Origin of the sequence: Agromyces mariniharenae (assembly GCF_008122505.1) — a bacterium.
Lineage (GTDB): Bacteria > Actinomycetota > Actinomycetes > Actinomycetales > Microbacteriaceae > Agromyces > Agromyces mariniharenae.
This window is the reverse complement of record NZ_VSSB01000001.1, coordinates 695,612-720,365: the sequence shown is the minus strand read 5'-3', so window position 1 is coordinate 720,365 and position 24,754 is coordinate 695,612. Positions and strand designations below refer to the sequence as shown.

At 71.6% G+C, this 24,754-nt stretch carries 25 protein-coding genes; 14 read left to right on the top strand and 11 right to left on the bottom strand.

Features of this window, described 5'->3' with window-relative positions; genetic code table 11:
- Nucleotides 1-94: 94 nt before the first annotated feature.
- From FYC51_RS03200 to FYC51_RS03190, 3 genes are read right to left on the bottom strand one after another with little or no spacing between them, the layout of a single operon-like run.
- The gene (locus FYC51_RS03200; RefSeq protein ID WP_148732229.1) at nt 95-862 is read right to left on the bottom strand and encodes an SDR family NAD(P)-dependent oxidoreductase; all 768 of its coding nucleotides are present in this window, start codon (nt 860-862) and stop codon (nt 95-97) included.
- 34 nt (nt 863-896) lie between these two features.
- Complete coding sequence (locus tag FYC51_RS03195) at nt 897-1,835, bottom strand: Gfo/Idh/MocA family protein (RefSeq protein WP_148732228.1); 939 nt, start codon at nt 1,833-1,835, stop codon at nt 897-899.
- Nucleotides 1,832-3,004, bottom strand: a complete 1,173-nt coding sequence (locus tag FYC51_RS03190) for an ROK family transcriptional regulator (RefSeq protein ID WP_148732227.1) — start codon at nt 3,002-3,004, stop codon at nt 1,832-1,834. Before FYC51_RS03190 ends, FYC51_RS03195 begins: the two co-directional genes overlap by 4 nt.
- A 170-nt stretch (nt 3,005-3,174) precedes the next feature.
- Between FYC51_RS03190 and FYC51_RS03185 the strand changes: the two genes are divergently transcribed.
- The 7 genes from FYC51_RS03185 (at nt 3,175) to FYC51_RS03155 (ending at nt 9,359) form a co-directional block, all read left to right on the top strand.
- Entirely contained in the window at nt 3,175-3,927 is a 753-nt protein-coding gene (locus FYC51_RS03185; RefSeq protein WP_148732226.1) for an amino acid ABC transporter ATP-binding protein, read from the top strand.
- Between the two features lie 78 nt (nt 3,928-4,005).
- Entirely contained in the window at nt 4,006-4,947 is a 942-nt protein-coding gene (locus FYC51_RS03180; protein ID WP_148732225.1) for a glutamate ABC transporter substrate-binding protein, read from the top strand.
- Between the two features lie 72 nt (nt 4,948-5,019).
- Entirely contained in the window at nt 5,020-5,664 is a 645-nt protein-coding gene (locus FYC51_RS03175) for an amino acid ABC transporter permease (RefSeq protein ID WP_148732224.1), read from the top strand.
- A complete protein-coding gene (locus FYC51_RS03170; RefSeq protein ID WP_148732223.1) occupies nt 5,661-6,584 on the top strand; it encodes an amino acid ABC transporter permease in 924 nt (307 codons plus the stop codon). The genes FYC51_RS03175 and FYC51_RS03170 overlap by 4 nt, the downstream gene beginning before the upstream one ends.
- Nucleotides 6,584-7,597: an asparaginase gene (locus FYC51_RS03165; protein WP_148732222.1), complete on the top strand. Its 1,014-nt coding sequence runs from the start codon at nt 6,584-6,586 to the stop codon at nt 7,595-7,597. The genes FYC51_RS03170 and FYC51_RS03165 overlap by 1 nt, the downstream gene beginning before the upstream one ends.
- On the top strand, nt 7,594-8,364 hold the full coding sequence (locus tag FYC51_RS03160; RefSeq protein ID WP_148732221.1) for a copper homeostasis protein CutC: 771 nt from the start codon (nt 7,594-7,596) through the stop codon (nt 8,362-8,364). The genes FYC51_RS03165 and FYC51_RS03160 overlap by 4 nt, the downstream gene beginning before the upstream one ends.
- The gene (locus tag FYC51_RS03155) at nt 8,361-9,359 is read left to right on the top strand and encodes an ROK family protein (RefSeq protein ID WP_148732220.1); all 999 of its coding nucleotides are present in this window, start codon (nt 8,361-8,363) and stop codon (nt 9,357-9,359) included. The genes FYC51_RS03160 and FYC51_RS03155 overlap by 4 nt, the downstream gene beginning before the upstream one ends.
- Here the strand turns inward: FYC51_RS03155 and FYC51_RS03150 are convergent.
- On the bottom strand, nt 9,307-9,933 hold the full coding sequence (locus tag FYC51_RS03150; RefSeq protein ID WP_148732219.1) for a ClpP family protease: 627 nt from the start codon (nt 9,931-9,933) through the stop codon (nt 9,307-9,309). The two genes, FYC51_RS03155 and FYC51_RS03150, sit on opposite strands and share 53 nt — an antisense overlap.
- A complete protein-coding gene (locus tag FYC51_RS03145; protein ID WP_148732218.1) occupies nt 9,930-10,556 on the bottom strand; it encodes a ClpP family protease in 627 nt (208 codons plus the stop codon). The genes FYC51_RS03150 and FYC51_RS03145 overlap by 4 nt, the downstream gene beginning before the upstream one ends.
- 222 nt (nt 10,557-10,778) lie before the next feature.
- Here FYC51_RS03145 and FYC51_RS03140 point away from each other — a divergent pair, with 222 nt between their 5' ends.
- Nucleotides 10,779-11,288: a hypothetical protein gene (locus FYC51_RS03140; RefSeq protein ID WP_148732217.1), complete on the top strand. Its 510-nt coding sequence runs from the start codon at nt 10,779-10,781 to the stop codon at nt 11,286-11,288.
- Between the two features lie 25 nt (nt 11,289-11,313).
- On the opposite strand, the gene FYC51_RS03135 is transcribed toward FYC51_RS03140, so the two are convergent.
- Nucleotides 11,314-11,835: a MarR family winged helix-turn-helix transcriptional regulator gene (locus FYC51_RS03135; RefSeq protein ID WP_148732216.1), complete on the bottom strand. Its 522-nt coding sequence runs from the start codon at nt 11,833-11,835 to the stop codon at nt 11,314-11,316.
- 100 nt (nt 11,836-11,935) lie between these two features.
- Between FYC51_RS03135 and FYC51_RS03130 the strand changes: the two genes are divergently transcribed.
- A complete protein-coding gene (locus tag FYC51_RS03130; RefSeq protein ID WP_148732215.1) occupies nt 11,936-12,511 on the top strand; it encodes an NADPH-dependent F420 reductase in 576 nt (191 codons plus the stop codon).
- A gap of 51 nt (nt 12,512-12,562) precedes the next feature.
- Here FYC51_RS03130 and FYC51_RS03125 read toward each other — a convergent pair whose 3' ends face one another.
- Nucleotides 12,563-13,372, bottom strand: a complete 810-nt coding sequence (locus FYC51_RS03125; protein WP_148732214.1) for an MBL fold metallo-hydrolase — start codon at nt 13,370-13,372, stop codon at nt 12,563-12,565.
- 152 nt (nt 13,373-13,524) lie between these two features.
- Between FYC51_RS03125 and FYC51_RS03120 the strand changes: the two genes are divergently transcribed.
- Genes FYC51_RS03120 through FYC51_RS03110 form a run of 3 tightly spaced genes read left to right on the top strand, consistent with a single transcriptional unit; the run spans nt 13,525 to nt 17,192 of the window.
- On the top strand, nt 13,525-14,265 hold the full coding sequence (locus FYC51_RS03120; RefSeq protein ID WP_148732213.1) for an NUDIX hydrolase: 741 nt from the start codon (nt 13,525-13,527) through the stop codon (nt 14,263-14,265).
- A 4-nt stretch (nt 14,266-14,269) separates the two neighbouring features.
- The gene (locus FYC51_RS03115) at nt 14,270-15,712 is read left to right on the top strand and encodes a phytoene desaturase family protein (protein WP_148732212.1); all 1,443 of its coding nucleotides are present in this window, start codon (nt 14,270-14,272) and stop codon (nt 15,710-15,712) included.
- 40 nt (nt 15,713-15,752) lie between these two features.
- Complete coding sequence (locus FYC51_RS03110) at nt 15,753-17,192, top strand: lipase maturation factor family protein (RefSeq protein ID WP_148732211.1); 1,440 nt, start codon at nt 15,753-15,755, stop codon at nt 17,190-17,192.
- A 21-nt stretch (nt 17,193-17,213) separates the two neighbouring features.
- Here the strand turns inward: FYC51_RS03110 and FYC51_RS03105 are convergent, their stop codons facing one another.
- On the bottom strand, nt 17,214-18,605 hold the full coding sequence (locus FYC51_RS03105) for an MFS transporter (RefSeq protein ID WP_238476338.1): 1,392 nt from the start codon (nt 18,603-18,605) through the stop codon (nt 17,214-17,216).
- A gap of 302 nt (nt 18,606-18,907) precedes the next feature.
- Between FYC51_RS03105 and FYC51_RS03100 the strand changes: the two genes are divergently transcribed.
- Complete coding sequence (locus FYC51_RS03100; RefSeq protein ID WP_187432467.1) at nt 18,908-19,921, top strand: serine/threonine-protein kinase; 1,014 nt, start codon at nt 18,908-18,910, stop codon at nt 19,919-19,921.
- 58 nt (nt 19,922-19,979) lie between these two features.
- Complete coding sequence (locus FYC51_RS03095; RefSeq protein WP_187432466.1) at nt 19,980-21,107, top strand: AI-2E family transporter; 1,128 nt, start codon at nt 19,980-19,982, stop codon at nt 21,105-21,107.
- A 112-nt stretch (nt 21,108-21,219) separates the two neighbouring features.
- Here FYC51_RS03095 and FYC51_RS03090 read toward each other — a convergent pair whose 3' ends face one another.
- The 3 genes from FYC51_RS03090 to FYC51_RS03080 form a co-directional block, all read right to left on the bottom strand.
- Nucleotides 21,220-22,503 (bottom strand): sugar ABC transporter permease, encoded by a 1,284-nt coding sequence (locus FYC51_RS03090; protein WP_148732208.1) that lies wholly within the window; start codon nt 22,501-22,503, stop codon nt 21,220-21,222.
- A complete protein-coding gene (locus FYC51_RS03085; RefSeq protein ID WP_148732207.1) occupies nt 22,500-23,273 on the bottom strand; it encodes an ATP-binding cassette domain-containing protein in 774 nt (257 codons plus the stop codon). Before FYC51_RS03085 ends, FYC51_RS03090 begins: the two co-directional genes overlap by 4 nt.
- Before the next feature lie 129 nt (nt 23,274-23,402).
- A complete protein-coding gene (locus FYC51_RS03080; protein ID WP_148732206.1) occupies nt 23,403-24,470 on the bottom strand; it encodes a sugar ABC transporter substrate-binding protein in 1,068 nt (355 codons plus the stop codon).
- Nucleotides 24,471-24,754 lie beyond the last annotated feature (284 nt).

Sequence of the window (24,754 nt, the reverse complement as noted above, 5' to 3'; positions counted from 1 at the left end):
ACTCGCGCACGCTACCCCGACGCCGTGCCCGCTCCCAGCCCCACAACGAGTGTCGAGGATGGCTCGACTTCAAGCGAGGATGCTGCCACCGCGCCTAGAACAGCGTGAAGCCGCCGTCGACCTTGACGATCGAGCCGGTCATGAAGCTCGAGGCGTCGCTGGCGAGGAAGATCGCCACGGGCCCGAGCTCGTGGGGGAGTCCATAGCGCTTCATCGGCGCCGGATCGACGACGTGGGGCGTGAACTCGGGCTGGTCGACGGGCGACATCTCCGTCAGGAAGTAGCCGGGCGCGATCGCGTTGACGCGGATGCCGTATGGCGCCCACTCGGCCGCGAGCCCCTCGGTGAGGTGGTGCACGGCGGCCTTCGAGGTGAGGTACGAGACCTGCCACCTCGTCTGGTTGACGATCTGCGCGGACATCGACCCGATGTTCACGATCGCGCCGCCGCCGCGCTCGGCCATGCGCCTGGCCACGGCGCGGCTGCAGTACCAGACGCCGTCGACGTTGACCGCCATGACGTCGCGCCACACCTCGTCGGGCGCGTCGAACGCCGCGCCGCCGATGCCGATCCCCGCGTTGTTCACCAGCACGTCGATCGGGCCGAACTCGTCCTCCACCTCGGCGACGGCGCGCTCGACGTCGTCGACGTCGGAGACCTCGAGGCGCACGCCGTACGCCCGGATCCCGGCGTCGGCGAGCTCTCGGGCGGCGCGCTGCGCGGCCTCCGCGGTCGTCGCGCTGACCGCGACGGCGGCACCGGCTTCGCCGAGCGCCTGCGCCATGGCCCGGCCGAGCCCCCGGCTGCCCCCGGTGACGAGCGCGGTCCTGCCGCGCAGGGAGAACGTGTCGAGTGCGTTCATTGGGACTCCTCTGGTCGGGACCGGGCCTTCGGCTTCAGTCGACGAGCGGGACGCGCGCATCCGTCGCGAGCGACGTGCGCGCGGCGAGCGCGACGCGGAGGGCCGCGATCGCGTCCTCCGTCGGGCATCGGCGAGGGTCGGCGCTCGACTCGACGCACTCCAGGAAGTACCGGGCCTGCGAGAGGAACGGGTCGTCGGGCGGGTCGGCGGAGTCGACCGAGGCGATCGCGTCGGTTCCGGTCGTTCCCACGATCTCGAGTGCGGTGCGGAACTCGGAATCGGCGGGCAGGTCGGCGACGCTCAAGACCTGGGCGACACCGCCGCCGGCGTACTCCACGGTCGTCGCGACCGGTGCGCCGAAGCCGCCGGCGCTCTCGCCGACACGGACGCTGCGCACCGCGACCGGGGTGCCGAGCAGCAGGTTCGCCTGGTCGAAGTCGTGGATGGCGAAGTCGACCAGGACCCCGCCCGAACTCCGTTCATCGTCGAACCACGACCCGCTGGGCGGGCCCGACGAGAGTCGGGCGGCGCGGACCGCGCGCGCCCTGCCGACCGATCCGTCGGCGACCCGGTCGACGAGTTCCGCGTACCGGTGCATGAACCGGACGACCTGCGCGACCATCAGCACACCCGTACTGCGACGGGCGGCCTCCGCGACCGCCTCGGCGTCGGCCACGGTCAGCGCGATGGGCTTCTCGAGCAGCACGTTCCGTCCATGGCGGAGCGCCTCGATCGCGATCTCGGCATGGGACGGGGTGGGCGTGCACACCGAGAGGATGTCGACCGCCTCGTCGGCGAGCACGTCGTCGAGGTGGGTGACCCAGCGGGCGAGCGGCGCCGCCTCGAGCTGCGGTCGGGTGCGGGGGGACACGACGTAGGCGATCGCGTCGCCGAGCCCGGCCCGGCGCCATGCGCCGGCGTGCGCCGTCGCCATGCGCCCGGCGCCGACGATGGCGATGCGGTGCGCCGTCATCGTGCCGCTTCGAGCTCGTGCACGTCGAAGATCCGGTCGAGCACGAGACCTCCGGCGCCGAGGATGCCGGCGTGCTCCTTCGCCTGGCTCACGACGATGTCGAGCTCGTCGGTGATCATCGGGAGGCATTCGAGGTAGATCGCCGACCGCACGCCCGCGACGAACGCCTCGGCCTCGCCGAGGATGCCGCCGAGGACGAGGCGCTGCGGGTTGAAGAAGTTCATGATCGTCGCGAGGACGCGCCCGACCCGGGTGCCGGCCTCGCGGAGCATCCGGGTCGCGAGTGGATGCGCGTCCCTCGCGAGCGCGAGGACGTCGTCGACGCTCTCGACCTGGACCCCGGCGTCGCGGAGCTCGCGGACGATCGCCCGGCCCCCGGCGACGGCGTCGAGGCATCCGGTGCGCCCGCATGAGCACAGCACCGGCGGCGCGTCGGGGACGGTGACGTGGCTGATGTCGCCCGCCATGCCGTGGTGGCCGTGGTGCAGCGAGCCCGACGCGATGACGCCGCATCCGATGCTCGACCCGACCTTCACGAAGACGAGGTCGTCGATGCTCCGATCGAGCCCGTGCTCGCCGAGCGCCATGAGGTTCGCGTCGTTGTCGACGACGGTGGGGAGCTCGGTGAGGTCGGACACCGCGGCGGCGACGTCGACGCCGTTCCAGCCCGGCATGCGCGAGGGCGACACCAGCGTCCCGGTGCGGGAGTCGACCGGCCCCGGCACCCCGATGCCGTATCCGCGAAGGCGCTGCCCCGGTTCGGCGTGCTCGGCGACGAGGGCGTCGGCGACGCCGACCATCCAGGTGAGGATGGGCTCGACGCCGTCGGCGATGTCGATGCGCTCGCGACGCGTGGCGATGAGCCGGCCCGAGAGGTCGAGGAGCCCGAAGGTCGCGTGCTGCGAGCCGAGGTCGACGGCGCACACGACGCCGGTCGTCGGGTCGACCTCGAGCGCGCGGGGACGGCGACCGCCCTGCGAGACGCCCATGCCCGCCTCGCGCACGTAGCCCGCGTCGATGAGCACGTCGATGCGCTGCGCCACCGTCGTGGGCGACAGTCCGGTGACGCGCGCGATCTCGGCGCGCGAACGCGCCTGCCCGCTGCGGATGAGACCGAGCATGGCGCCGGCCGAGGCCTGATGCCGAAGCAGGTCGTTCGAGCCGTTCATCGCCCCCGGATCCCTTCCTCCACGTTGACGCGAGATCTCGACGCTGAGTGGTGCGTCCGAGACTACTGTACGTCCATTCGTCCAAAACTGGATGAAGAAAATGCATACTTGCACCTTTGGAGTGATGTTAGTACGCTCGCCGCAACAACCCGACGACGATGCGAGGAAAGATGCCAGCAACGGAGCCCCGGCCCATGGTCAGCCTGCGGGGTGTCGACAAGTACTTCGGTGAGCTGCACGTGCTCAGGCACATCGACCTGACCGTCCGCGCGAGCGAGGTCGTCGTCGTGGTCGGCCCGTCGGGCTCCGGCAAGTCGACACTGTGCCGCTCCATCAATCGGCTCGAGTCCGTCGACGCGGGCGAGATCCGGGTCGACGGCGAGCTCCTTCCCGTCGAGGGACCGGCCCTCGCGGCGTTGCGCGCCGACGTCGGCATGGTGTTCCAGTCGTTCAACCTGTTCGCGCACCGCACCGTGCTCGAGAACGTGACGCTCGCGCCCGTCAACGTGCGACGCGTGCCCAAGGCCGAGGCGCGTCGGGAGGCGATGGAACTGCTCGACCGCGTCGGCATCGCCGACAAGGCCGGGCACCTGCCCGCCCAGCTCTCGGGCGGACAGCAGCAGCGTGTCGCGATCGCGCGCGCGCTCGCGATGCGTCCCAAGGTCATGCTGTTCGACGAGCCGACGTCGGCGCTCGACCCCGAGATGGTCGGCGAGGTGCTCGACGTGATGACCTCGCTCGCCGCGGAGGGGATGACGATGATCGTCGTCACCCACGAGATGGGCTTCGCGCGCCGGGCCGCGGACCGGGTCGTCTTCATGGACCAGGGGCAGATCGTCGAGGAGGCCGCCCCCGATCGGTTCTTCGATGCGCCCGACTCCGAGCGCGCCCGTTCGTTCCTGGCCTCCGTGCTGTCGCACTGAGCCCCCTGTCGACCGGCCTCGCGCGGTCGCCTGAGACCTTCACCACCCCAACCACCCCAGAGGAAGGACGCACCACCCATGATCCGGATCACACGACGGAAGGCTGTCGCCGGCGCCGCACTGGCCGCCGCAGCCCTCGCCCTCGCCGCGTGCTCGAGCACCACGAGCCTGCCGGGCGACGAGAACGACGCGGATGCCGCGGCCGAGACGAGCTCCGTGTTCGCCGACGCGCCGGTCGCCGCGGATGACCTGATCCTGCCCGGCTCGACGATGGAGCGGATCAGGGAGCGCGGCACGCTCGTCGTGGCCGAGGCGCTCGACGCGCCGCTCCTGTCCCAGCAGAACCCGACCGACCCCGACAGCGTCGAGGGCTTCGACGCCGACCTCGCGAAGCTCCTCGCGATCTACATCCTGGGCGAGCCGAACGTCGAGATCGTCCCGCCGGCCACCGAGACGCGCGAGGCGATGCTCCAGAACGACACGGTCGACGTCGTGTTCAACACGTACACGATCACGCCCGAGCGCGCCGAGCAGGTCTCGTTCGCGGGCCCGTACTTCGAGTCAGGCCTGGCCGTCGCGGTCAAGAGCGACAACGACGAGATCAAGGGCATCGAGGACCTCGACGGCAAGGAGGTCATCGTCGGTGCGAACACGCCCGCCGTCACCGCCGTGCCCGAGCAGGCGCCCACGGCCAACGTCACCGCGTTCGCGACGGACCCGGCCGCCGTGCAGGCACTCCTCCAGGGCCGCGGCGACGCGTACGTGCAGGACTACACGCTGCTCGCGAGCAATGCGGCCAACGACTCCGCGCTGAAGGTCGTCGGCACGCCCTTCACGAAGGAGCCCTACGGCATCGGCCTCAAGCACGGCGACGACGAGTTCAAGTCGTTCATCAACGACTGGCTGCTCGAGATCCAGGAGAGCGGCCACTGGGCCGAGGCCTGGAAGACCACCCTCGGCACCGTCACCGACTCCGACGTGCCCACCGCACCCGAGATCGGCTCCGTCCCCGGTTCCTGATCGACGCGGGTGCGGCGAGCCGCCCGGCCCGCCGCACCCGCTCCGACCGGCGCACCGCGCCAGTGAGTGCTCATGAATCCCCTCATCGACAACCTCGGCCTCGTGCTCGAGGCGCTCGGCACGACCCTCATGATGGCGGTCATCGCGGGCGTCGGCTCCATCCTGCTGGGCGTGCTCGTCACCGTGGCCCGGGTGAGCCCCATCCGCGCCCTCCGGGTCGCCGCCTTCGGGTACGTGCAGTTCTTCGTCAACGTGCCGCTGCTCGCCCTCCTGCTGCTCGCGGTGTTCGCACTGCCCGACGCCGGGCTCATGCTGCCGCTCACGCCGACCGCGATCATCGTGCTCATCGTCTACGAGGCCGCCTACGTCTCGGAGGCCGTGCGCAGCGGCGTGAACACGGTCGCCGTCGGGCAGCTCGAGGCGTCCCGGGCACTCGGACTCACGCTCGCGCAATCGCTGCGCCTCGTGGTGCTTCCCCAGGCGCTCCGCGCGGTCGTGCAGCCGATCGGCAATGTCATGATCGCGCTCGCCATGAACACGGCCCTCGCCGCCGCGGTCGGCGTGGTCGAACTGACCGCCGCCGTGAACAAGATCAACCTCGTGGCCGCCCAGCCCATCCTCATCTTCTCGAGCGCCGGCATCATCTACATGGGCATCGCGCTCGCCATCGGGCTCGCCGCCGGCAGGGTCGAACGAAAGGTGGCGATCGTCCGATGACCGCCCAGCTCATCCCCGACCGCCCGACGGCCGTCCGCCGCCAGGACCGGGCACCCCGGTACGCCGCCGCCTTCCTCTACGACGAGCCCGGGCCGCGTGCGAAGCGCCGTCACCTCATCGGCTCCATCGTGAGCTGCGCCGTGTTCGCGGTCGTCGTCGGCCTCGGGCTGTGGCAGTTCGCCTCCCACGGGCAGCTCGACGCCGAGAAATGGGTCCCCTTCACCGATCCCGCCGTCTGGCAGTACCTGCTGGTCGGTCTCATGGGCACGCTCGAGGCCACCGTGGTGGTCGCGGTGCTCGGGTCGGCCCTCGGCGTCGTGCTCGCGTTCGGTCGCATGAGCCACCGCCCATGGATCCGCGGCCTGAGCGGCGCGTACATCGAGATCGCCCGCACCGTGCCCGTGCTGCTCGTGATCTACCTCATGCTGTTCGGACTTCCGCAGATCGGCATCAACGTGCCCACGCTGTGGAAGCTCGCCATCCCGCTCACGATCGCGAACTCCGCCGTGTTCGCCGAGATCATCAGGGCGGGCGTCCTGAGCCTGCCGCGCGGACAGCGGGAGGCGGCGCTCAGCCTCGGGCTGCGCTCCGCGCAGGCCACGCGACTCGTCGTGCTGCCCCAGGCCGTGCGCAACGTGACGCCGTCGCTCGTGACCCAGCTCGTGAGCCTCATGAAGGACACGTCGCTCGGGTTCATCGTGGCCTTCACCGAACTGCTCTACCGCGGCCAGGTCCTCGCGACGTACCTCCACCTGCTCATCCCGACCTACCTCGTGGTGACGCTCATCTACCTCGTCGTCAACGGAAGCCTCTCCGCGCTCGCGGCGCACCTGCAGCACCGCCTGCATCGCACGGGCTCGCCGCTGCCACGACTCCCTCGTCTCCCCGCCCTCTCGGGCGCCGCCAGGAAGGCCTCGTGATGCCCCACCCGTCCACCGCGCACCCGACCGATCCCGCGCTCGCCGAGCTCGCGGTCGTCGAACGCTCTGGCATGATCGAGAGCCGTCACTTCGGCTCGATCGTCGCGATCGGACCCGACGGCGAGACGCTGCTCGAACTCGGAGCTCCCGACGCGCGCATCCTTCCGCGCTCGACGGTGAAGCCGCTGCAGGCGCTCGCGTGCCTGACCGAGGGCGCCGAGCTCCGCGGCCCCGAGCTCGCGATCGCCGCGGGCAGCCACACGGGCGAGGACGAGCACGTGCGCGTGGTCGCCGACCTCCTCGACCGCGCCGGCCTCGACGAATCCGCGCTCGGTTGCCCGGCCGATCGTCCGGAGGACGAGCCGACCTTCGAGCGGCTCCTCCGCGCCGGTGCGGCGAGGACGCCCATCCGCATGAACTGCTCGGGCAAGCATGCCGCGATGCTCCTCGCGTGCGCCGCGAACGGCTGGTCGACGCACGACTACCTCGACCACGGCCATCCCGTCCAGCAGGCCGTGCGCCGCACGATGGCGCAGGTCACCGGCGTCCCCGTCGCCCGCGACGCCGTCGACGGGTGCGGGGCGCCGCTCTTCGACACGACGGTCCGAGGACTGGCGCAGGCGTTCCGTGCGCTCGTCCTCGCCGGCCCGGCGACGCCGGCGGGCCAGGTCGCAGCCGCCATGCGCGCGCACCCGTTCCACGTCGGCGGCACGGGCCACCAGAACACCCGGCTCATGGAGACGGTGCCAGGCGCGCTGGCCAAGGGCGGCGCCGAGGGCGTGATCGGCGTCGCGGCGCCCGACGGCACCGCCGTCGCGATGAAGGTCGTCGACGGCAGTCCGCGGGCCACGACGCTGCTGGCCCTCGCCGTGCTCGGCGCGCTCGGCGTCGACGTCTCCGGCGCGGGCGAGCTCGCCCGGGTTCCGGTGCTCGGCGGCGGCCGTCCCGTCGGCGCGATCGGCGTCGGCGCCGACCTCGACGCGGCGCTGCGCGTGCGCGTGGCCGCACGATGACGCTGCTCGAGGTCTGCCTCGACGACGTCGACGGCGCTCCGGTCGCAGAGGCCGCCGGAGCCGACCGCCTCGAGCTGTGCGCCGCGCTCGGCGACGGCGGCATCACCCCGAGCGCCGGCACGGTGGCCGCCGTATTCGACCGCGTGCACCGCGTCGGCGTGCAGGTGCTCGTGCGCCAGCGCCCGGGTGACTTCGTCTACAGCAGCGCCGAGCTCGAGGCGATGGCCGCCGACATCCGGATGATCCGTGCCCTGCCCCGCCCCGCCGCGGTGCGGCTCGGGTTCGTGGTCGGCGCCCTCATGCCCGATGGGACCATCGATCGCGCGGCCACCGAGCGCCTCGTGGCGGTCGCTCGCGACGTGCCGGTGACCTTCCACAAGGCGTTCGACCAGACTCCCGACCAGTTCGCAGCCCTCGACCAGCTCGTCGACCTCGGCGTCGAGCGGGTGCTCACCTCGGGTGGGGCCGCTTCCGCGAGCGAGGGCTCCGCGCGGCTCGCAGCGCTCGTCTCGCACGCCTCGGGTCGCATCGCGGTGCTCGCGGGTGGCGGGGTGCGTCCCGACAACGTGGAAGCGCTCGTGCGGACGACCGGCGTCCGCGAGGTGCACCTCCGCCCCGGCGCGGCGGTGCCCAGTGCGGCGATCGCCAGCACGATCGACGCCTCGCCCACCGCGCGGAGCTACGATTCCGGCCACCGCATCGCGACCTCGGGCGTGCTCGTCGCCCGCATGCGCGCCGTCCTCGACCACACGATGGCGTGCGCATGACCGCCCCGAACCGTCCCCGGGCCGTCCTCGCGGTCGACCTCGGCGGCACCACGATGAAGGGCGCGGTCGTCGACGAGTTCGGGCGAACCCTCGCGCAGCGGACCCTCCTGACCCCGTCGCACGACGTCGAGCTCGCGCTGGTCGAGCTGTTCACCGAACTGCGCGACCTCGCCGTGGCCGCGGCGACGATCCCGGTGGGCGCGGCGGTCGTGACGCCGGGGTCGGTCGACGAGTCGCGCGGCGTGGTGCGGTACGCGTCGAACCTCGGCTGGCAGGACATGCCGCTGCTCGACGTGCTCGCTTCAGCTCTCTCGTTGCCGGTGGCCGTGGGTCACGACGTGCGGTCGGCGGGTCTCGCCGAGCAGCGATTCGGCGCGGCGCGGGGCCGCGAGGACTTCGTGCTCATCCCGATCGGCACCGGGGTGGCCGCCGCGGTGGTGACCGGCGGGGGCACGGTGACCGGGGCGACGGGCGCCGCCGGCGAATTCGGCCACATCCCGGTGATCGCCGGCGGTGAGCCGTGCGCCTGCGGCCAGCGCGGATGCCTCGAGGTCTACGTCTCGGGCGCCGGCCTCGCCAGGCGGTACGCGGCGGCCGGCGGCGGCGAACGCAGCTCCCGCGAGATCGCCGACCGCCTCGGATCGGATGCCATCGCCGATCGCGTCTGGTCGGAGGCGGTCGACGTGCTGGCCCAGGGCCTCAACATCCTCACCCTGCTGCTCGACCCCGGCGTCATCGTGCTCGGCGGCGGGTTCTCGCGCGCGGGCGACGCGCTGCTCGAGCCGCTCGCCGAGCGGATGACCGCGGGCCTGGCGTGGCGCGAGCGTCCCGAGGTGCTCACGAGCGAGCTCGCCGACGAGGCGGGCCGCATCGGCGCCGCGATCCTCGCGTTCGGGGCGGCCGGGCTCGGCGACGTCATCGACACCTGGTCCGCGGCATCCGTCATCGGACCCTCGCAGGCGACGACCCGGCGTTCACCGGCACCGGTGCCGTGAGCACGTGGTCGGCGAGCCCGTAGGCCACCGCGTCGGCCGCCGGCAGGATCAGGTCGCGATCGGTGTCGTGCCGTAGCGTCAGCACGTCGCGCCCGGTGTCGGCCGCGAGCGCCGCCTCGAGGTCGGCGCGCACGCGCAGCACCTCGTCGGCGTGCAGGATGAGGTCGGGCACGGTGCCGCGTCCCTGCGTCGAGGGCTGGTGCAGCGTGACCGTGCCGTGGGGGAGGATCGCCCGCTGCCCCTTCGCGCCGCCCGCGAGCAGCACCGCGGCCGGGCCGCCCGCCTGGCCGACGCACGTCGTCGCGACATCCGGCCGGATGTGCTGCATCGTGTCGTAGACCGCGAGCGCCGCGCCGGGCGAGCCGCCGGGGGAGTTGAGGTAGAGGCTGATCGGCACGTCGCCCGACTCGGATGCGAGGTGCAGGAACTGCGCGATGAGCACGTTCGCGACGCCGTCGTCGATCTCGGTGCCGAGGTAGACGATGCGCTCGGAGAGCAGGCGGCTGTACACGTCCATCGTGCGCTCGGCGTTGCCGCGCTTCTCGACGACGTAGGGGATGGTGTACGAGCTCATGCCGGCACCCGCAGTCCGGCCACGGGTCGTGCGCTGCCCCCGAAGAGCTCCTCCGAGCCGTGCACGACGCGGTCGATGAAGCCGTAGTCGACCGCCTGCTCGGCGGTGTACCAGCGGTCGCGCAGCGAGTCCTGCGTGATGCGGTCGAGCGGCTGGCCGGTCAGTTCGGCGGTGATGCCGAGCACGACGTCGCGCGTGTACCGCAGGTCGTCGGCCTGCAGCTCGACGTCGACCGCGGTGCCGCCGATCCCCGCCGACCCCTGGTGCATGAGGATGCGCGCGTGCGGCAGCGCGAACCGCTTGCCCGGCGTGCCCGCGGTGAGGAGGAACTGCCCCGCGCTCGCCGCCCACCCGACGGCGATCGTCGTCACGTCGTTCGGGATGGCCCGCATCACATCCATGATCGCGAGCATCGCGGGCACCGAGCCGCCCGGCGAGTTGATCCAGAAGCGGATGTCGCGGCGCGGGTCGTCGGCCGCGAGGGTGAGCAATTGCGCGATGAGCCGGTTGCCGCCGGCCTGGTCGAGCTCCTCGCCGAGCACGATGATGCGCTCGTGGAAGAGGCGCCGGGTGAGCTCGGCGTCGATGGGCTGGACGGGTGGTGGGGTCTCGTGTTCGCTCATGTCCCCAGCCTGCGACGCGAGCGGATGCCGCGGGCCCGATGCTGCCCAGGGCAGCACTGCCCTCGGCAGTGCGCTCAGCGCGCTCAGCCCGCCCGCCCGCCAGCCTGGATGCTCGAGACTGCTCGGAATGCCGGAATCGAGCGTGGATACCGACCGTTCGTGCACTCTCGAGGCACTCCGCTCACTAGGATCGACGCGGTATCGAACGAGAGCGGGTGGTGGATGTCCGTCGGACAGGACGACGAGGTCGTCATCATGGAGCACGAGTTCACCGCCGACGCCACGACGTCCGATCGACTCGCCGCGGGTTCCATCCGGTACGTCTACACCCGCCCGCCGGTGATCGCGACGGGCGTCGTGATCTGCCTGGCGGTGGCACTCACGGCTGTGCTCGGCATCAGTTCGTGGCCCGGTGCTGGGGTCGGGCTCGCGCTCATTGCCGGGATCGTCTGGATCCTCATCTCTGCGAGTCGTCGTCGGCTGGCTCGACAGCTGCGCAGCATCACGGCCGGCGGGCAGCGGACCGCCGTTCGCGTCGGTCCCGATTCGCTGCATGTGACGACCGCGCTGTCCGACGGTGCGATCGATTACCGCGCATTCGAGTCGGCGGCGGTCAGCGGGTCTGCGGTCCTCCTCAAGACGAGGAACGGGAGCACCTACACCGTGCTGCCCGTCGAGCTGTTCCCACCGACGACGCTCGGATTCGTGCGCGCGCGCATCGCTGCCGCCTGAGCGGGGTCCAGTCCGGGAGTGCTCGTCAGCCCATGCGGGCGGCGGCCGGACCCTCGCTGAACTGGCACGAGGTGGCCGTGAGGCGCTCGTCGGGGTCGAGCCGGGTGAGCACGGCGCCCGCGATCTGGTAGAGCTGCTCGAGCTGCTCGGGCGAGAGCGCGTCGAGCACGTTCGCGCGCACGGTGTCGACGTGACCCGGCGCTGCCGAGGCGAGCAGGTCGAGACCCGCCCTCGTGATGGTCGCGTTGGTCGCGCGGCGATCCTCGGGGCACGGAAAGCGCTCGATGAGTCCTCGCTCCTCGAGGCGGCGGGCGACGTGCGAGAGGCGGGGGAGCGTCGCGTTGGTGCGAGAGGCGAGCTCGGTCATGCGCATCGTGCGGTTCGGGGCATCCGCCAGCGACATGAGCGCCACGTACTCGAAGTGCGTGAGCCCGGCGTCGCGCAGGAGCTGGGCGTCGAGCGCACCGGGCAGCAGTTCGGCGAGCGCGATGAGGCGCACCCAAGCGGCCGATTCCTCGGTGTTGAGCCATCTCGTGTCGGTCGCCATGACTCCATCCTACCGCATTGGTTGACGCGACAACTGATTAGCCCTATGATGTTGGTTGTACCTACAAGTAATTGCGCCCAACCGGCGCAGGGAGGACGACATGACCACCGTCAGCATCATCGGCAACGGCAACATGGGCACCGCCATCGGCGGCATCGTGGCGGCCGGCGGCAACGCCGTCGAGTTCGTCGGACGCGACGCGAGCGAGCCCATCACGGGCGACCTCGTCGTGCTCGCCGTGCCGCACACCTCGCTCGACGAGATCGTGGCCGCCCGCGGCGCCGAGCTCGCGGGCAAGGTCGTGGTCGACATCACGAACCCGCTGGACTTCGAGACCTTCGACTCCCTCGTCGTGCCGGCCGACGGCTCGCGCGCGAGCGAGCTCGCCAAGGCGCTCCCCGAGTCGCGCGTGCTCAAGGCGTTCAACACGAACTTCGCCGCGACGCTCGCCACCAAGACCGTCGGCGACGCGCAGCCCACCACCGTGCTGGTCGCCGGCGACGACGACCTCGCCAAGCAGGCGCTCATCGACATCGTGCGCGCCGGCGGCGTGAACGCGGTCGACGCGGGCTCGCTCGCCCGCGCTCGCGAGCTCGAGTCGGTCGGCTTCCTCCAGCTCACGCTCGCCGTGCAGGAGAAGGTCGGCTGGAACGCGGGCGTCGCGCTCGTCGCGTAGTCGCGAGCCGCGCAGGCGCGAGCCTGCATCGAACGAACGGATGCCGCGGTGCTACGCCCGCCCGCGGAGGTACACGAGCTGCGCTCGAACGGATGCCTCCGCGGCGGGTCGCACCGCGGCATCCGTGTCGCTGTAGACGAGGTCGGTCACCTGGGCGACCGACGCCTCGGCACCGAGCTTGAGCAGCGCGTCGCGGATCTGGTCGAGCCGCTCGGCGCGGTGCGCGAGGTAGTCGTCGGCGATCGAGGCGAGGTCGCGCCGCACGGGCCCGTGTCCGGGCAGCACCGCGACCGGCCCGCCCGCGCGCTGGCCGATCGTGCGCAGCCGTCGGAGCGACTCGAGGTAGGGGCCGAGTGCGCCATCGGGGTCGGAGATGATCGTCGTGCCGTGGCCCAGGATCGTGTCGCCCGTGAGCACGGAGCCCCAGTCCCCGTCGGCGGGCAGGAGGAAGCTCACGGAGTCGGCCGTGTGCCCGGGGGTGGCGATCACCTCGAGCTCGATGCCCGCGACCTGCAGCCGCTCGCCGTCGGTGATCGGCTCGGCGTCGAGGCAGTACTTCGCGTCGATCGCGCGCGCCGGGGCGCCGACCAGGCGCGCGAACTCGTGGAGCGACTCGCTGTGGTCAGGGTGGTGGTGCGTGAGCAGCACGAGCTCGACCGTGCCGAAGCTCGCGAGGTGCTCGAGGTGCTCGGCGATCGACGGGCCGGGGTCGACGACCACCACGCCGGCCGATTCGGGGCGGCGCAGCACGTAGGAGTTCGTGCCGTCGAGGGTCATCGGCCCCGGGTTCGGCGCTCGCACGAGGGTCGCGAGCGGCGACACCGCCTCGCTGTCGGGACCGCGCAGTCGTGGCAGGTGCATGTCGGCAGTGTATCGAGCGCGGCCGCGGACACGCCCGGGCGCGTGCGGCTCGGCGCTTCCCGGCGACCGACCTGCCCCGACTCGGGCGCATGCACCCGGGTGACCGGCGTGCGACCGGTGCGCCGCCGGGCGGTCCGTCCTAGTCTGGGGTCATGGACAGCGACCTTGAATCCCTGACGAACGACGAGGTTCCGGGGGCCGCGGCAACCGTCGTGCTGCTGCGCGACGGCGAGCGGGGCCTCGAGGTGCTCCTGGCGGAACGTCCTCGCGACCGGGGCTCGTTCGCTGGAGCCTGGGTGTTCCCGGGAGGCGCCGTCGACGATGCCGACGCCCTCGGGGGCTCGGTCGACACCGAGGACGCCGCCCGCCGCGCAGCCGTGCGCGAGACGCGCGAGGAGATCGGCCTCGAGCTCGACCGCTGGGATCTCGTGCCGTTCTCGCACTGGACCCCGCCGAAGGGCTCGCCGAAGCAGCTGCGCACCACGTTCTTCGCCGTGCGCGTGCCCGAGGGGGAGATCCGGCCCGCGCCCGACGAGGTCATGTCCGTCGAGTGGCTCCGGCCCGTCGATGCGCTCGACCGGCACGCGGCCGGCTCGATGACGTTGTGGCCGCCGACCTGGGTGACCCTGCACGGGCTGCAGCGCGCGGCATCCGTCGACGCGGCGCTCGCCGAGCTGCGCTCGGGCGAGATCACGCCCTACGTCAGCCGGTTCAGCGAGGACGGCCGCACCATCATCTGGCAGGAGGACGACGAGTACGCCGACGAGCGTCGCCTCCAGGAGGACGACCCGGCGGTACCCGACGAGGGCCCAGACGCGGAGGGCACCCAGCACCGGCTCGTGATGGACCGCCTGCCGTGGATCTACACGAACACCATGGGAGCCGGGTTCTGAACTCGTGACCGACGTCGTCGACGTCACGGTCGTCGGCAGCGGGCCCAACGGGCTCGTCGCCGCGGTGGTCGCCGCGCGGGCCGGGCTGTCGGTCCGCGTCTTCGAGGCGGCATCGTCGGTGGGCGGCGGCGTGCGGTCGGCGGGGCTCACGCTGCCCGGGTTCCTGCACGACGTGTGCTCGGCGGTGCATCCGGCGGCCCTCGCGTCGCCCGTGTTCCGACGGCTCGGGCTGCTCGACCGGATCGAGTGGATCGTGCCCGAGGCCTCCTACGCGCATCCGCTCGACGGCGGGCGCGCGGGCGTCGCCTGGCGCGACCTCGACCGCACGGTCGACGGGCTCGGCGCCGACGGGCGGGCGTGGCGGCGGCTCATCGCGCCGCTCCTCGCCCGGCAGCGCGGGGTGGTGTCGTTCACCGGATCCCAGCTGCTGCAGCTGCCGCGCGACCCGATCGCGGCCCTGCGGTTCGGCCTGCGTGCGCTCGAGCAGGGCACGCGTCGCTGGGACGCCCGCTTCTCGCGCGACGTCGCGCCCGCCATGTTCACCGGCGTGGTGGCGCATGCCGCCGGCGGCATGCCCTCGCTCGCCTCCGCGGGCGCCGGGCTGCTGCTCGCCATGCACGCCCACGGGGTGGGCTGGGGATTCCCCAAGGGCGGCTCGCAGCAGATCGCCGACACGCTCGCAAACGAGCTCATCTCGCTCGGGGGCCGCATCATCACGGATGCCCCGGTGAGCTCGCTCGACCAGGTGCGGGGCAGTCGCGCGGTGCTGCTCGACACCGCACCCGAGCTGCTGCTCGGTGCTGAGCTCCCCGGTCGGTACCGGCGGGCGCTGCGGAGGTACCGGTACGGCTCCGGCGTGGCGAAGGTGGACTTCGCGCTCGAGGGCCCGGTGCCGTGGGCGAACGCCGAGGTGGGGCTCGCGCCCACGGTGCACCTCGGCGGCAGCCGCGAGGAGATCGCGGCGGCCGAGAACGCGGTGCGGGCCGGGCTCCAACCCGGCGTCGACGACGCCGCGCCGCGGCATCCGTACGTGCTCGCGACGCAGCCGACCGTGGTCGACCCGAGCCGGGCGCCGGCCGGCAAGCACGTGCTGTGGGCGTACACGCACGTGCCGGCCGGGTCGACGCTCGACGCCACAGAGCTCGTCACGCGCGAGGTCGAGCGGTTCGCGCCCGGATTCCGCGACCTCGTGCTCGCGTCGGCCTCGCGCACCGCCGTCGAGATCGGCGCGCAGAACGCCAACTACGTCGGCGGCGACATCTACGCCGGCGAGCTCTCGATGCGGCAGTTCGTGAAGCGACCGGTCGTGTCGACGAAGCCGTGGCGCACGCCGCTCGAGGGCGTCTACCTCTGCTCGAGCGCGACGCCGCCCGGGCCGGCCGTGCATGGCATGAACGGGTGGTGGGCGGCGAAGCTCGCGCTCAAGGAGCGGTTCGGGATCGAGTGAGGCCTGTGCCGGTGGTGGGACCCGGGCGTAGCGTGAGCACGTGGACTGGCTCGACTGGTTCGACGCGCACGACTACGAGATCGCCCGCCAGGTGCTCCAGCGCGGGGTGGCCGCGCTCGCATTCGTCGCGTTCCTCTCGACGCTGAACCAGTTCCGTCCGCTGCTCGGCGAGGGCGGGCTCCTTCCCGTCCCCGAGCTGCTGCGCATCGCCAGGCGGCTGCGCGGGCCGACGCTGTTCCGGTGGGGCTACACCGACCGCCGCCTCGTCGCGGTCGCGGTGACGGGCATGGTGCTCGCGGCATCCGTCGTGCTGGGGCTGCCGCAGCTCGCCCCGCCGTTCGTGCCGATGCTCGTGTTCCTCGCGCTGTGGATCCTCTACCTCTCGATCGTGAACGTCGGCCAGACGTTCTACGGCTTCGGCTGGGAGATGCTGCTCTGCGAGGCGCTGTTCACCATCGCGTTCCTGGGGTCGAACGACCAGCCGCCGCCCATCACGATCATCGTGCTCGTGTGGTGGCTCGTGTTCCGGCTCGAGTTCGGCGCGGGCATGATCAAGATCCGCGGCGGGCGCGAATGGCGTGACCTCACTGCGCTCATGTACCACCATGAGACGCAGCCGATGCCCAACCCCGTGAGCCGGCAGGCGCACCTGCTGCCGAAGTGGTTCCACCGCGGCGAGGTGGTCGGCAACCACTTCGCGCAGCTCGTCGTGCCGTTCCTGCTGTTCGTCCCGGGGCCGGTCGGCTCGATCGCGGCGACGATCGTCATCCTCACCCAGCTCTGGCTCATCGTCACGGGCAACTTCGCCTGGCTCAACTGGATCACGGTCGTGCTCGCGGCATCCGCCGTCACCGACTCGGCCTGGCACTGGCTCATCCCGGCCATCCCCGCCGACCTGGGCACGGATGCCGCGACGACGCCGGTCTGGTGGTTCGCCATCGTCGCCGCGGTGACGGTGCTCCTCCTCGTGCTGAGTTGGTGGCCGATCAGGAACCTGCTCTCGCGGCGGCAGTTGATGAACGCGAGCTTCAACCGCTGGATGCTCGTGAACGCGTACGGCGCGTTCGGCACCGTGACGAAGCGCCGCATCGAGATCGTGGTCGAGGGCACGCTCGACGAGTACCCCGACGACGACTCGGAGTGGCGCGAGTACGGCTTCAAGGGCAAGCCCGGCGACCTGCGGCGCATCCCGCGGCAGTTCGCGCCGTACCACCTGCGGCTCGACTGGCTCATGTGGTTCCTGCCGCTCGGGCGCATGTGGGAGCCGTGGTTCGAGGTGTTCCTGCTGCGGCTGCTGCAGGCGGATGCCGCGACGCTGCGCCTGCTGCGCCACGACCCGTTCGACGGCGAGCCGCCGACGTGGGTGCGGGCGCACGCGTACCTGTACCGGTTCTCGACGCACGCCGAGTACCGCGCGACGGGGCAGCGCTGGATGCGCACCTTCGAGCACGAGGTGATCGGGCCGGCGGGGCTGCCGTGACGCGGGGTGGGCCGGTCGGCGCTACTCGACGACCGGGGCCGCTTCCGCCTCCGCCGGGCGGTGCTCGATGTCGTCGACGTGGGCGCGTGGCATCGCGACGGCGCCGGCGATCGTCGCCACCGCCGCGATCGCCACGCCGATGAACACCGCGGCCGAGGCCCCCTGGATCGCGGCTGCGGAGTGCGCGCCGAGCCCCGAGGCGTCGATCATCGCGTTGGCGACGGCCCCGAAGATCGCGACGCCCACGGCGCTGCCCATCGAGCGCAGGAACATGTTCGCGCCCGTGACGACGCCGCGCTCCGACCACGGCACCGACGACTGCGCGGCGATGAGCGTCGGCGAGGCCACGAGCCCCAGCCCGAGGCCGACGACGAAGCAGGCGATCGCGGCGGTGACCGGGTTCGGGACGAACGTCGCCGCGACGAGTCCGGTGGTGCCGAGCACGGCGATGCCGAGCCCGACGAACGCGGTGTTGCGGAAGCCGATCCGCAGGAACAGGCGCCCCGACTGCGACGCCGAGATCGGCCAGCCGAGCGTGAGGGCGGCGACCGCCAGGCCCGAGACGATCGGCGTGGCACCGGCTGACACCTCGAGGAACGTCGGCACGTACGAGGTCAGGCCGATGAGCACGGCGCCGACGCCGAACGACATCAGGGAGGTCGTGACGATGAGCCGCCGGGAGAACACCCAGAGCGGCAGCACCGGCTCTGCGGCCCGCCGCTCGATGAGCACGAACGCGACGAGCAGCAGCGCCGCGACGGCGAACGCGCCGATGCTCTGCCACGAGTTCCACGCCCAGGCCTGGCCGCCCTCGAGCACCGCGAGGATCAGCAGCGTGAGCCCGACGGTGAGCACGGCCGCGCCCGCGATGTCGATGCGGTGCTTCTTGCGCTCGACGGTCTCGTGGTAGTTCCTGATGAGCATCCACGCCGCGAGGATGCTCAGCGGGATGTTGACGAAGAAGATCCAGCGCCACGAGAGGAACTCGGCGAAGATCCCGCCGAGCGAGGGCCCGATGACGGATGACGCGGCCCACACGCTCGCGATGTAGCCCTGGACCCGGGCCCGCTCGCGCACGGTGTAGATGTCGCCGGTGATGGTGATCGACACCGGGAGCACGGCACCGGCGCCGAGGCCTTGGATCGCGCGGAACACGATGAGCGAGGTCATGTCCCAGGCGAAGCCCGCGAGGATCGAGCCGACGAGGAACGTGCCGATGCCGACCAGGATGATGGGCTTGCGGCCGACCGTGTCGGCGAGCTTGGCGTAGACCGGCACCGAGACGGCCTGGGCCAGCAGGTAGATCGAGAACAGCCACGGGAACTGCGCGAAGCCGCCGATGTCGGCCACGATCGACGGCACCGCCGTCGCGAGGATCGTCGCCTCGATCGCCACGAGCCCGGTGCACAGCATCAGGGCGATGAGCACCGGTCCGCGCTCGGAGCGGAATCCCACGGCGGTCTGCTCGGTCACGTTCCTCCTCGTCGCCGTGGTCGCCTTGCGCGGGCGCGGCGAAGCACCCTGCACCACAGGTGCAACGCGTCGGATCGGGATCCATTCCCGCTTTCGCGGCATCCGATGCGCAGGAATGCATGCACGTCATGGCCCCCGTGTCAATGGGATCCGCTCGAGGCCCGGTTCGGACAGACTGGCTGGTACGCATGGATGACCAGTGTGGTGCGCCACCCGATACGACGTACGACCAGGAGCCGACCATGATCGACCCGCAACCCGCCGACCCGGCGACCGCCTCCCCATCGCGGCTCCGCTACGACTTCCTCGAGCACCTGGGCTCGGGCGGCATGGCCGACGTGTACCGCGCGCGCGACACCGAGCTCGGTCGCGATGTCGCGATCAAGGTGTTCCGCGACGACGAGGACACGATCGCCGACCAGCAGCGGCGGGAGCGCGAGATCCACCTGCTCGGCACGCTGAACCATCCGGGGCTCGTCGGCGTGTTCGACGCCGGGACGCTCCTGCACGACGGGCACCCGCGTCGCTACCTCGTGATGGAGCTCGTCGAGGGCCGTTCGCTCGCGCATCGCCTGGCCAAGGCGCCCATGAAGCCGCGGCAGGTGGCCGACATCGGCTCGCAGCTGGCCGATGCGCTGAGCTACGTGCACGCGCGGTCGATCGTGCACCGCGACGTCAAGCCCGAGAACGTGCTGCTCGACGAGACGCCCGCACTCGGCTACACCCTGCTCGCGAAGCTCGCGGACTTCGGCGTCGCGCAGTTCGTCGACGGATCCCGCCTCACGAGCGACGGCGCCATCATGGGCACTGCCGCCTACATCTCGCCCGAGCAGGCGCGCGGGGACGAGGTCGGCACCCCGAGCGACGTCTACTCGCTCGGGCTCGTGCTCCTCGAGGCGCTGCGGGGCGAACGCGAGTACACCGGCACCGCGATCGAGGCCGCGCTCGCCCGGCTGCACCGGCCGCCGGCGATCCCCGACGAGGTGCCGGAGGACTGGCGCGAACTGCTGCGGGCCATGACCCACGACGACCCGGCGAAGCGGCCCACGGCGCACGACGTCGCGGCGACCCTGCGCGACATCATCCGTTCGATGATCATCGAGGGGCGCGGCAAGCACGAGCGCGGGCGTCGAGTCGTCGGTGCGGGCCGCTCGACCGCGGCGCGCACCGCGGTGCTCGCGAGCTCGGTCGTCGGCGGGGCCGTGGTGCTCGTCGTCGCGGTCGTCGGAGCCGTGCTCGGTGCCGGCGCGCTCTGAGCCCGCCACACCGGCGCGGCGCCAGCCGCCCGCGGCCCGAGCGCGTAGCGTCACTCGCATGTGGAGACGCAGGCAGGCACCGGTCGTCGATCCGCCGCCCGTGGCCGAGATCACGTCGGATGCCGAGACGCACGCGCCCGAGGTGAAGATCCACGCGTTCCGCATCGGCTTCGTCGGCGCGATCGGCGTGCTGCTCGCGCTCCTGCTCGGCGGCATCGTCGGCCAGCTCGGCACCGTCATCCTCTACGTCGCGCTGGCGCTGTTCCTGGCCCTCGGCCTCGACCCGGTCGTGAGCTGGCTGCAGCGGCACGACGTGCCGCGCTGGCTCGCGATCCTCCTCGTGTTCGTCGTCGTGATCGGCGTCTTCGTCGCCCTCATCGCCACCATCGTGCCGATCGTCGTCGAGCAGACCACGAGGATCATCGACGACTGGGACTCGATCGTCGAGGGCGTGCAGAACAGCGACTTCGTCGCCTGGATCGCGTCCATCGGCGGCGAGGGCCTGAGCCTCGACGCGGCGATCGACTCGGCGGTGGACTGGCTCGGCGACCCCGCCAACCTCGGTGCGCTGACCGGCGGCATCCTCGCGGTCGGAGCGGGCATCGCCGGCGGCCTCACCGGCGCGGTGATCGTGCTGATCCTCATGCTCTACTTCCTCGCCTCGCTCGAGGCCATGAAGCGCTACGCAGCCCGGTTCGTGCCCGCGAGCCACCGCACGCAGTTCCGGTCGGTGGCCGAGGAGGTCACGGGCTCGGTCGGCCGCTACGTCATCGGCCAGGTGAGCCTCGCCTCGATCAACGGCATCCTGAGCCTCGTGTTCCTGTCGATCATCGGCGCGCCCTTCCCGATCCTGCTCGCGTTCATCGCCTTCCTCGCCTCCCTCGTGCCGCTCGTCGGCACGCTGACGGGCGCGATCATCATCACGCTCGTCTGCCTCACGGCGTCGCCGGCGACCGCGATCGCCGCGGGCATCTACTACCTGATCTACATGCAGGTCGAGGCCTACGTGCTGAGCCCGCGCATCATGAACCGCGCGGTGGCCGTGCCGGGCGCCCTGGTCGTGATCGCCGCGGTGGCGGGCGGCACGCTCGGCGGCGTGCTCGGCGCGCTTGTCGCGATCCCGGTGGCGGCGTCGCTCATCATCATCGTCGAGAAGGTGATCTTCCCGCGTCAGGACGCGATCTAGCGGGCACGAAGCGCGTTCACGGTCACCCGGTTGCGATCGAGGGCACTCCGAACACGACGGATGCCGCGACGCGGCGTCGCGGCATCCGTCGAGCTCGACCGGGGTGAACCGGTCAGGTCCGGAGGACCGAGCCGCCCGCGCGGACGCGGCTGATGGCGTCGACGGTGGCGGCGAGGATGAGGACGCTGCCGGTGACGACGAGGTTGACGCCGGCCGGCAGGTTCAGCAGGCCGAGGCCGTTCGTGATCACGGCGATCACGAGGGCGCCGATGGCGGCGTGCAGGAGCCGGCCGCGTCCGCCGAAGAGGCTGACGCCGCCGACGACCGCGGCGGCGACGCCGGACAGGACGATCTCGCGTCCGGCGGCGGCGTCGACGGACCCGACCTTGCTGATCGAGAACAGGCCCGACACGACCGCGAGGGTGGAGCAGCAGATGAACGCCGTCCAGCGGATCAGCATGACCTTCACGCCCGAGCGGCGAGCCGCCTCGGCGTTGCCGCCGATCGCGTAGAGGTAGCGGCCGTACTTGGTGCGGTCGAGCACGAACGTGCCGATCCAGAGGATGACGAGCACGATCGGGACGACGATCGGGACGCCCTCGACCACGCCGACCGACTGGCCGCGGTTGCGGCTGAGGATCGCGATCGCAGCTCCGCCGACGACGGCGATGACGCCGAGCTTGATCCACACGAGCGCGATCGTGCGGTTCGCCACCCCCGCGCGCCGACGTCGCGCGCGGTCCCAGAACGAGGTCGCGGCGGACACGGCGAGGATCACGCCGAGCATGGCCCAGCCGGCCCAGACCGGCATGTTCGAGTTCTGGATCGCGGTGATCTCGGGGATCTGCACGCGGTAGAGACCGCCCGCTCCGATGATCCAGAGCGTGATGCCCTGGTAGCCGAGGAACAGGCCGAGTGTCACTACGAAGGACGGAATGCCGACCCTCGCGACGAAGAACCCGATGAACGTGCCGGTGAGGATGCCCACCGCGAACGCGACGAGCAGGGCGAGGATCCACGGCACGCCGTTCACGTTCACGAGCACGATGAACAGCGCCATGGTCATGCCCGAGGTGACGCCGGCGGACAGGTCGATCTCGCCGAGCAGGAGCACGAACACGAGCGCCATGCCGAGCATGACGAGCGTCGCGGCCTGGGTGAGCAGGTTCGCGAAGTTCCGCTCGGTGAGGAAGAACGGGCTGAGGAAGCTGAACAGGATGGTCAGCACCACGAACCCGCCGACGGCGGGCAGCGCGCCCATGTCGCCCGAGCGCAGGCGCTGGAAGTACGCGCGGACCTGGTCGCCCAGCGACCCCTCCTGGCCCGAGCCGATCAGGTCGGCCGGAATCGTGGTCACCGACGGGTCGACAGCCGGCGACGTCTTCTGCGTGCTCATGCGCTCGCTCCCTGCGGCGTCTTCGCGCCCGTGATGTAGCCGACGACGTCGTCGCGGGTGGTCTGGTCGGCGTCGAGGGATGCGACCATCTGCCCGAGGTACAGGACGCTGATGTAGTCGGCCACCTCGAACACGTCGGCGAGGTTGTGGCTGATGATGATGACCGCGACGCCCTGCTCGGCGAGGCGCTGCACGAGGTGCAGGACCTGCTCGGTCTGCGCGACGCCCAGGGCCGCGGTCGGCTCGTCGAGGATCACGAGCCGCGCCTTCTTCAGCACGGCGCGGGCGATCGCGACGGTCTGCCGCTGCCCGCCCGAGAGGCTCGACACCTTCTGCCGCACCGACTTCACGGTGCGCACCGAGAGCGAGCGGAGGGTGTCGGAGGCGTCCCGCTCCATGCGGCCCTCGTCGAACGTGCCGAACTCGGTCTCCTCGCGGCCGAGGAACATGTTCTGCACGATGTCGAGGTTGTCGCACAGCGCGAGGTCCTGGTACACGACCTCGATGCCGAGGCGGGACGCGTCACGCGGGGTGTGCAGGTTCACCGGCTCGCCGTCGAACCGCACCACGCCGTCGTCGTACGGCTGCACGCCCGCCAACCCCTTGATCAGGGTCGACTTGCCCGCGCCGTTGTCACCCACCAGTGCGGTGACCTTGCCCGGGTAGGCCTTCAGGTCCACGCCCTTCAACACGCTCACGGGACCGAAGCTCTTGACGACCCCTTCGAGCTCGATGATCGGCGTTCCGGCGCCGTCCCTGCTCGCATCCATGCCGCATCCTTTCGACGACGCTGTCCAGCTTTCAGTGTGGCACTCGGGGGCCGAGGCCGGGAGGGGGAGATCGGGCCCCGGACTCGGCGGTCGCCCGCCGAGGCCCGGGGCCCGATCAGAGGTCAGGTACTACTGGATTCCGTACTCGCCGCACTTGGCCTGGACCTCGCCCTGGCAGAGCTCGGCCGGGTCGGCGTCGCCGGCGTCGACCACGTCGACGACCTGCTCGGGGCCGACGAGCTGCGGGGTGACCGCCACGTACGGCGTGCCGTCCTCGAGCTCCTGGTCGGCCGTGGGCGACTCGCCCTCCAGCAGCGCCACCGCGAGTTCGACCGCGGCGTCGGCCTCGAGCTTGACCGGCTTGTAGACCGTGGCGGTCTGCTTGCCGAGCAGCACGTTCTGCAGGCCCGCGATCGACGCGTCCTGACCGGAGACCGGAACGACCAGGCCGTTCTTGTCGAGGATCGTGATCACGCCCGCCGCGTTGGTGTCGTTGGCGACCCACACCGCGTCGACCTTGCCGCCGAGCGAGGTCAGCGCCTGCTCGAAGTTGGTCGCGGACTTCTCGCCGTCCCACACGCCCGGGGGCTCGGCGGCCGGGCTGATCCCAGCGGCCTCCATGACCTCGACCGCACCGTCGTGGAACATCTTCGCGTTGCCGTCGGACGGGTCGCCGCCCATGTAGACGACCACCGCGCTCGCCGGGTCCTTGCCCGCCGTCGCCAGGCCGTCGACGATCGACTGCCCCTCGAGGCGCCCGACCTCGACGTTGTCGAACGAGACGTAGTAGTCGACGCCCTCGATCGGGCGGTCGTAGGCGATGACCGGGATGCCCTCGGCCTTGGCCTTCTCGGCCACGGCGGCGCCGGCGCCGTTGTAGTCGACGAGCAGCATCACGCCGCAGCCCTGGCTGAGCTGCTGGTCCGCGATGGTGGCGTACTTGTTCACGTCGCCCTGCGCGTTCTGGATGTCGGACTCGAAGCCGGCCGCGTCGAGGCCCTCCTCGAGGTACTTGCGGTCGAAGTTCTCCCACCGCGGCGACGACGCAGCGTCGGGCAGGATCACGCAGGCACGCGTGGCCGCCTCACCACCGCCGCCGTCGGTCTCACCACCGGAACCACCGCTCGAACACGCCGCCAGCAGCAGCGCCGAAACCCCGGCGACCGCAGCGACAGAGACCAGTGAAGACGTCTTCATGGCTCTCCCCTTCTTCAAGGTTGAGGTCGACCCCTCCGGGTACCCCCGTCGTCCTCGGCGGCGGCACTGTCATCATGCGCCCAAATGTCGCGCTGCCGAACAAAAGGTTGATAACACTTCCGTAACTTACTGACGAGACAGTAAGTGAGGGTGCGTGGGAATCCGGGCGCGACGGGGGAGCGCTCTCACGCACGCCCCCCGGACTGGGGTGGCGGCGGTACGGGCGGGAATCCGCTTACCGGCGGCCGCGCGCCGGAACCGCTCGGCGGTTCCGGCGACGCCGC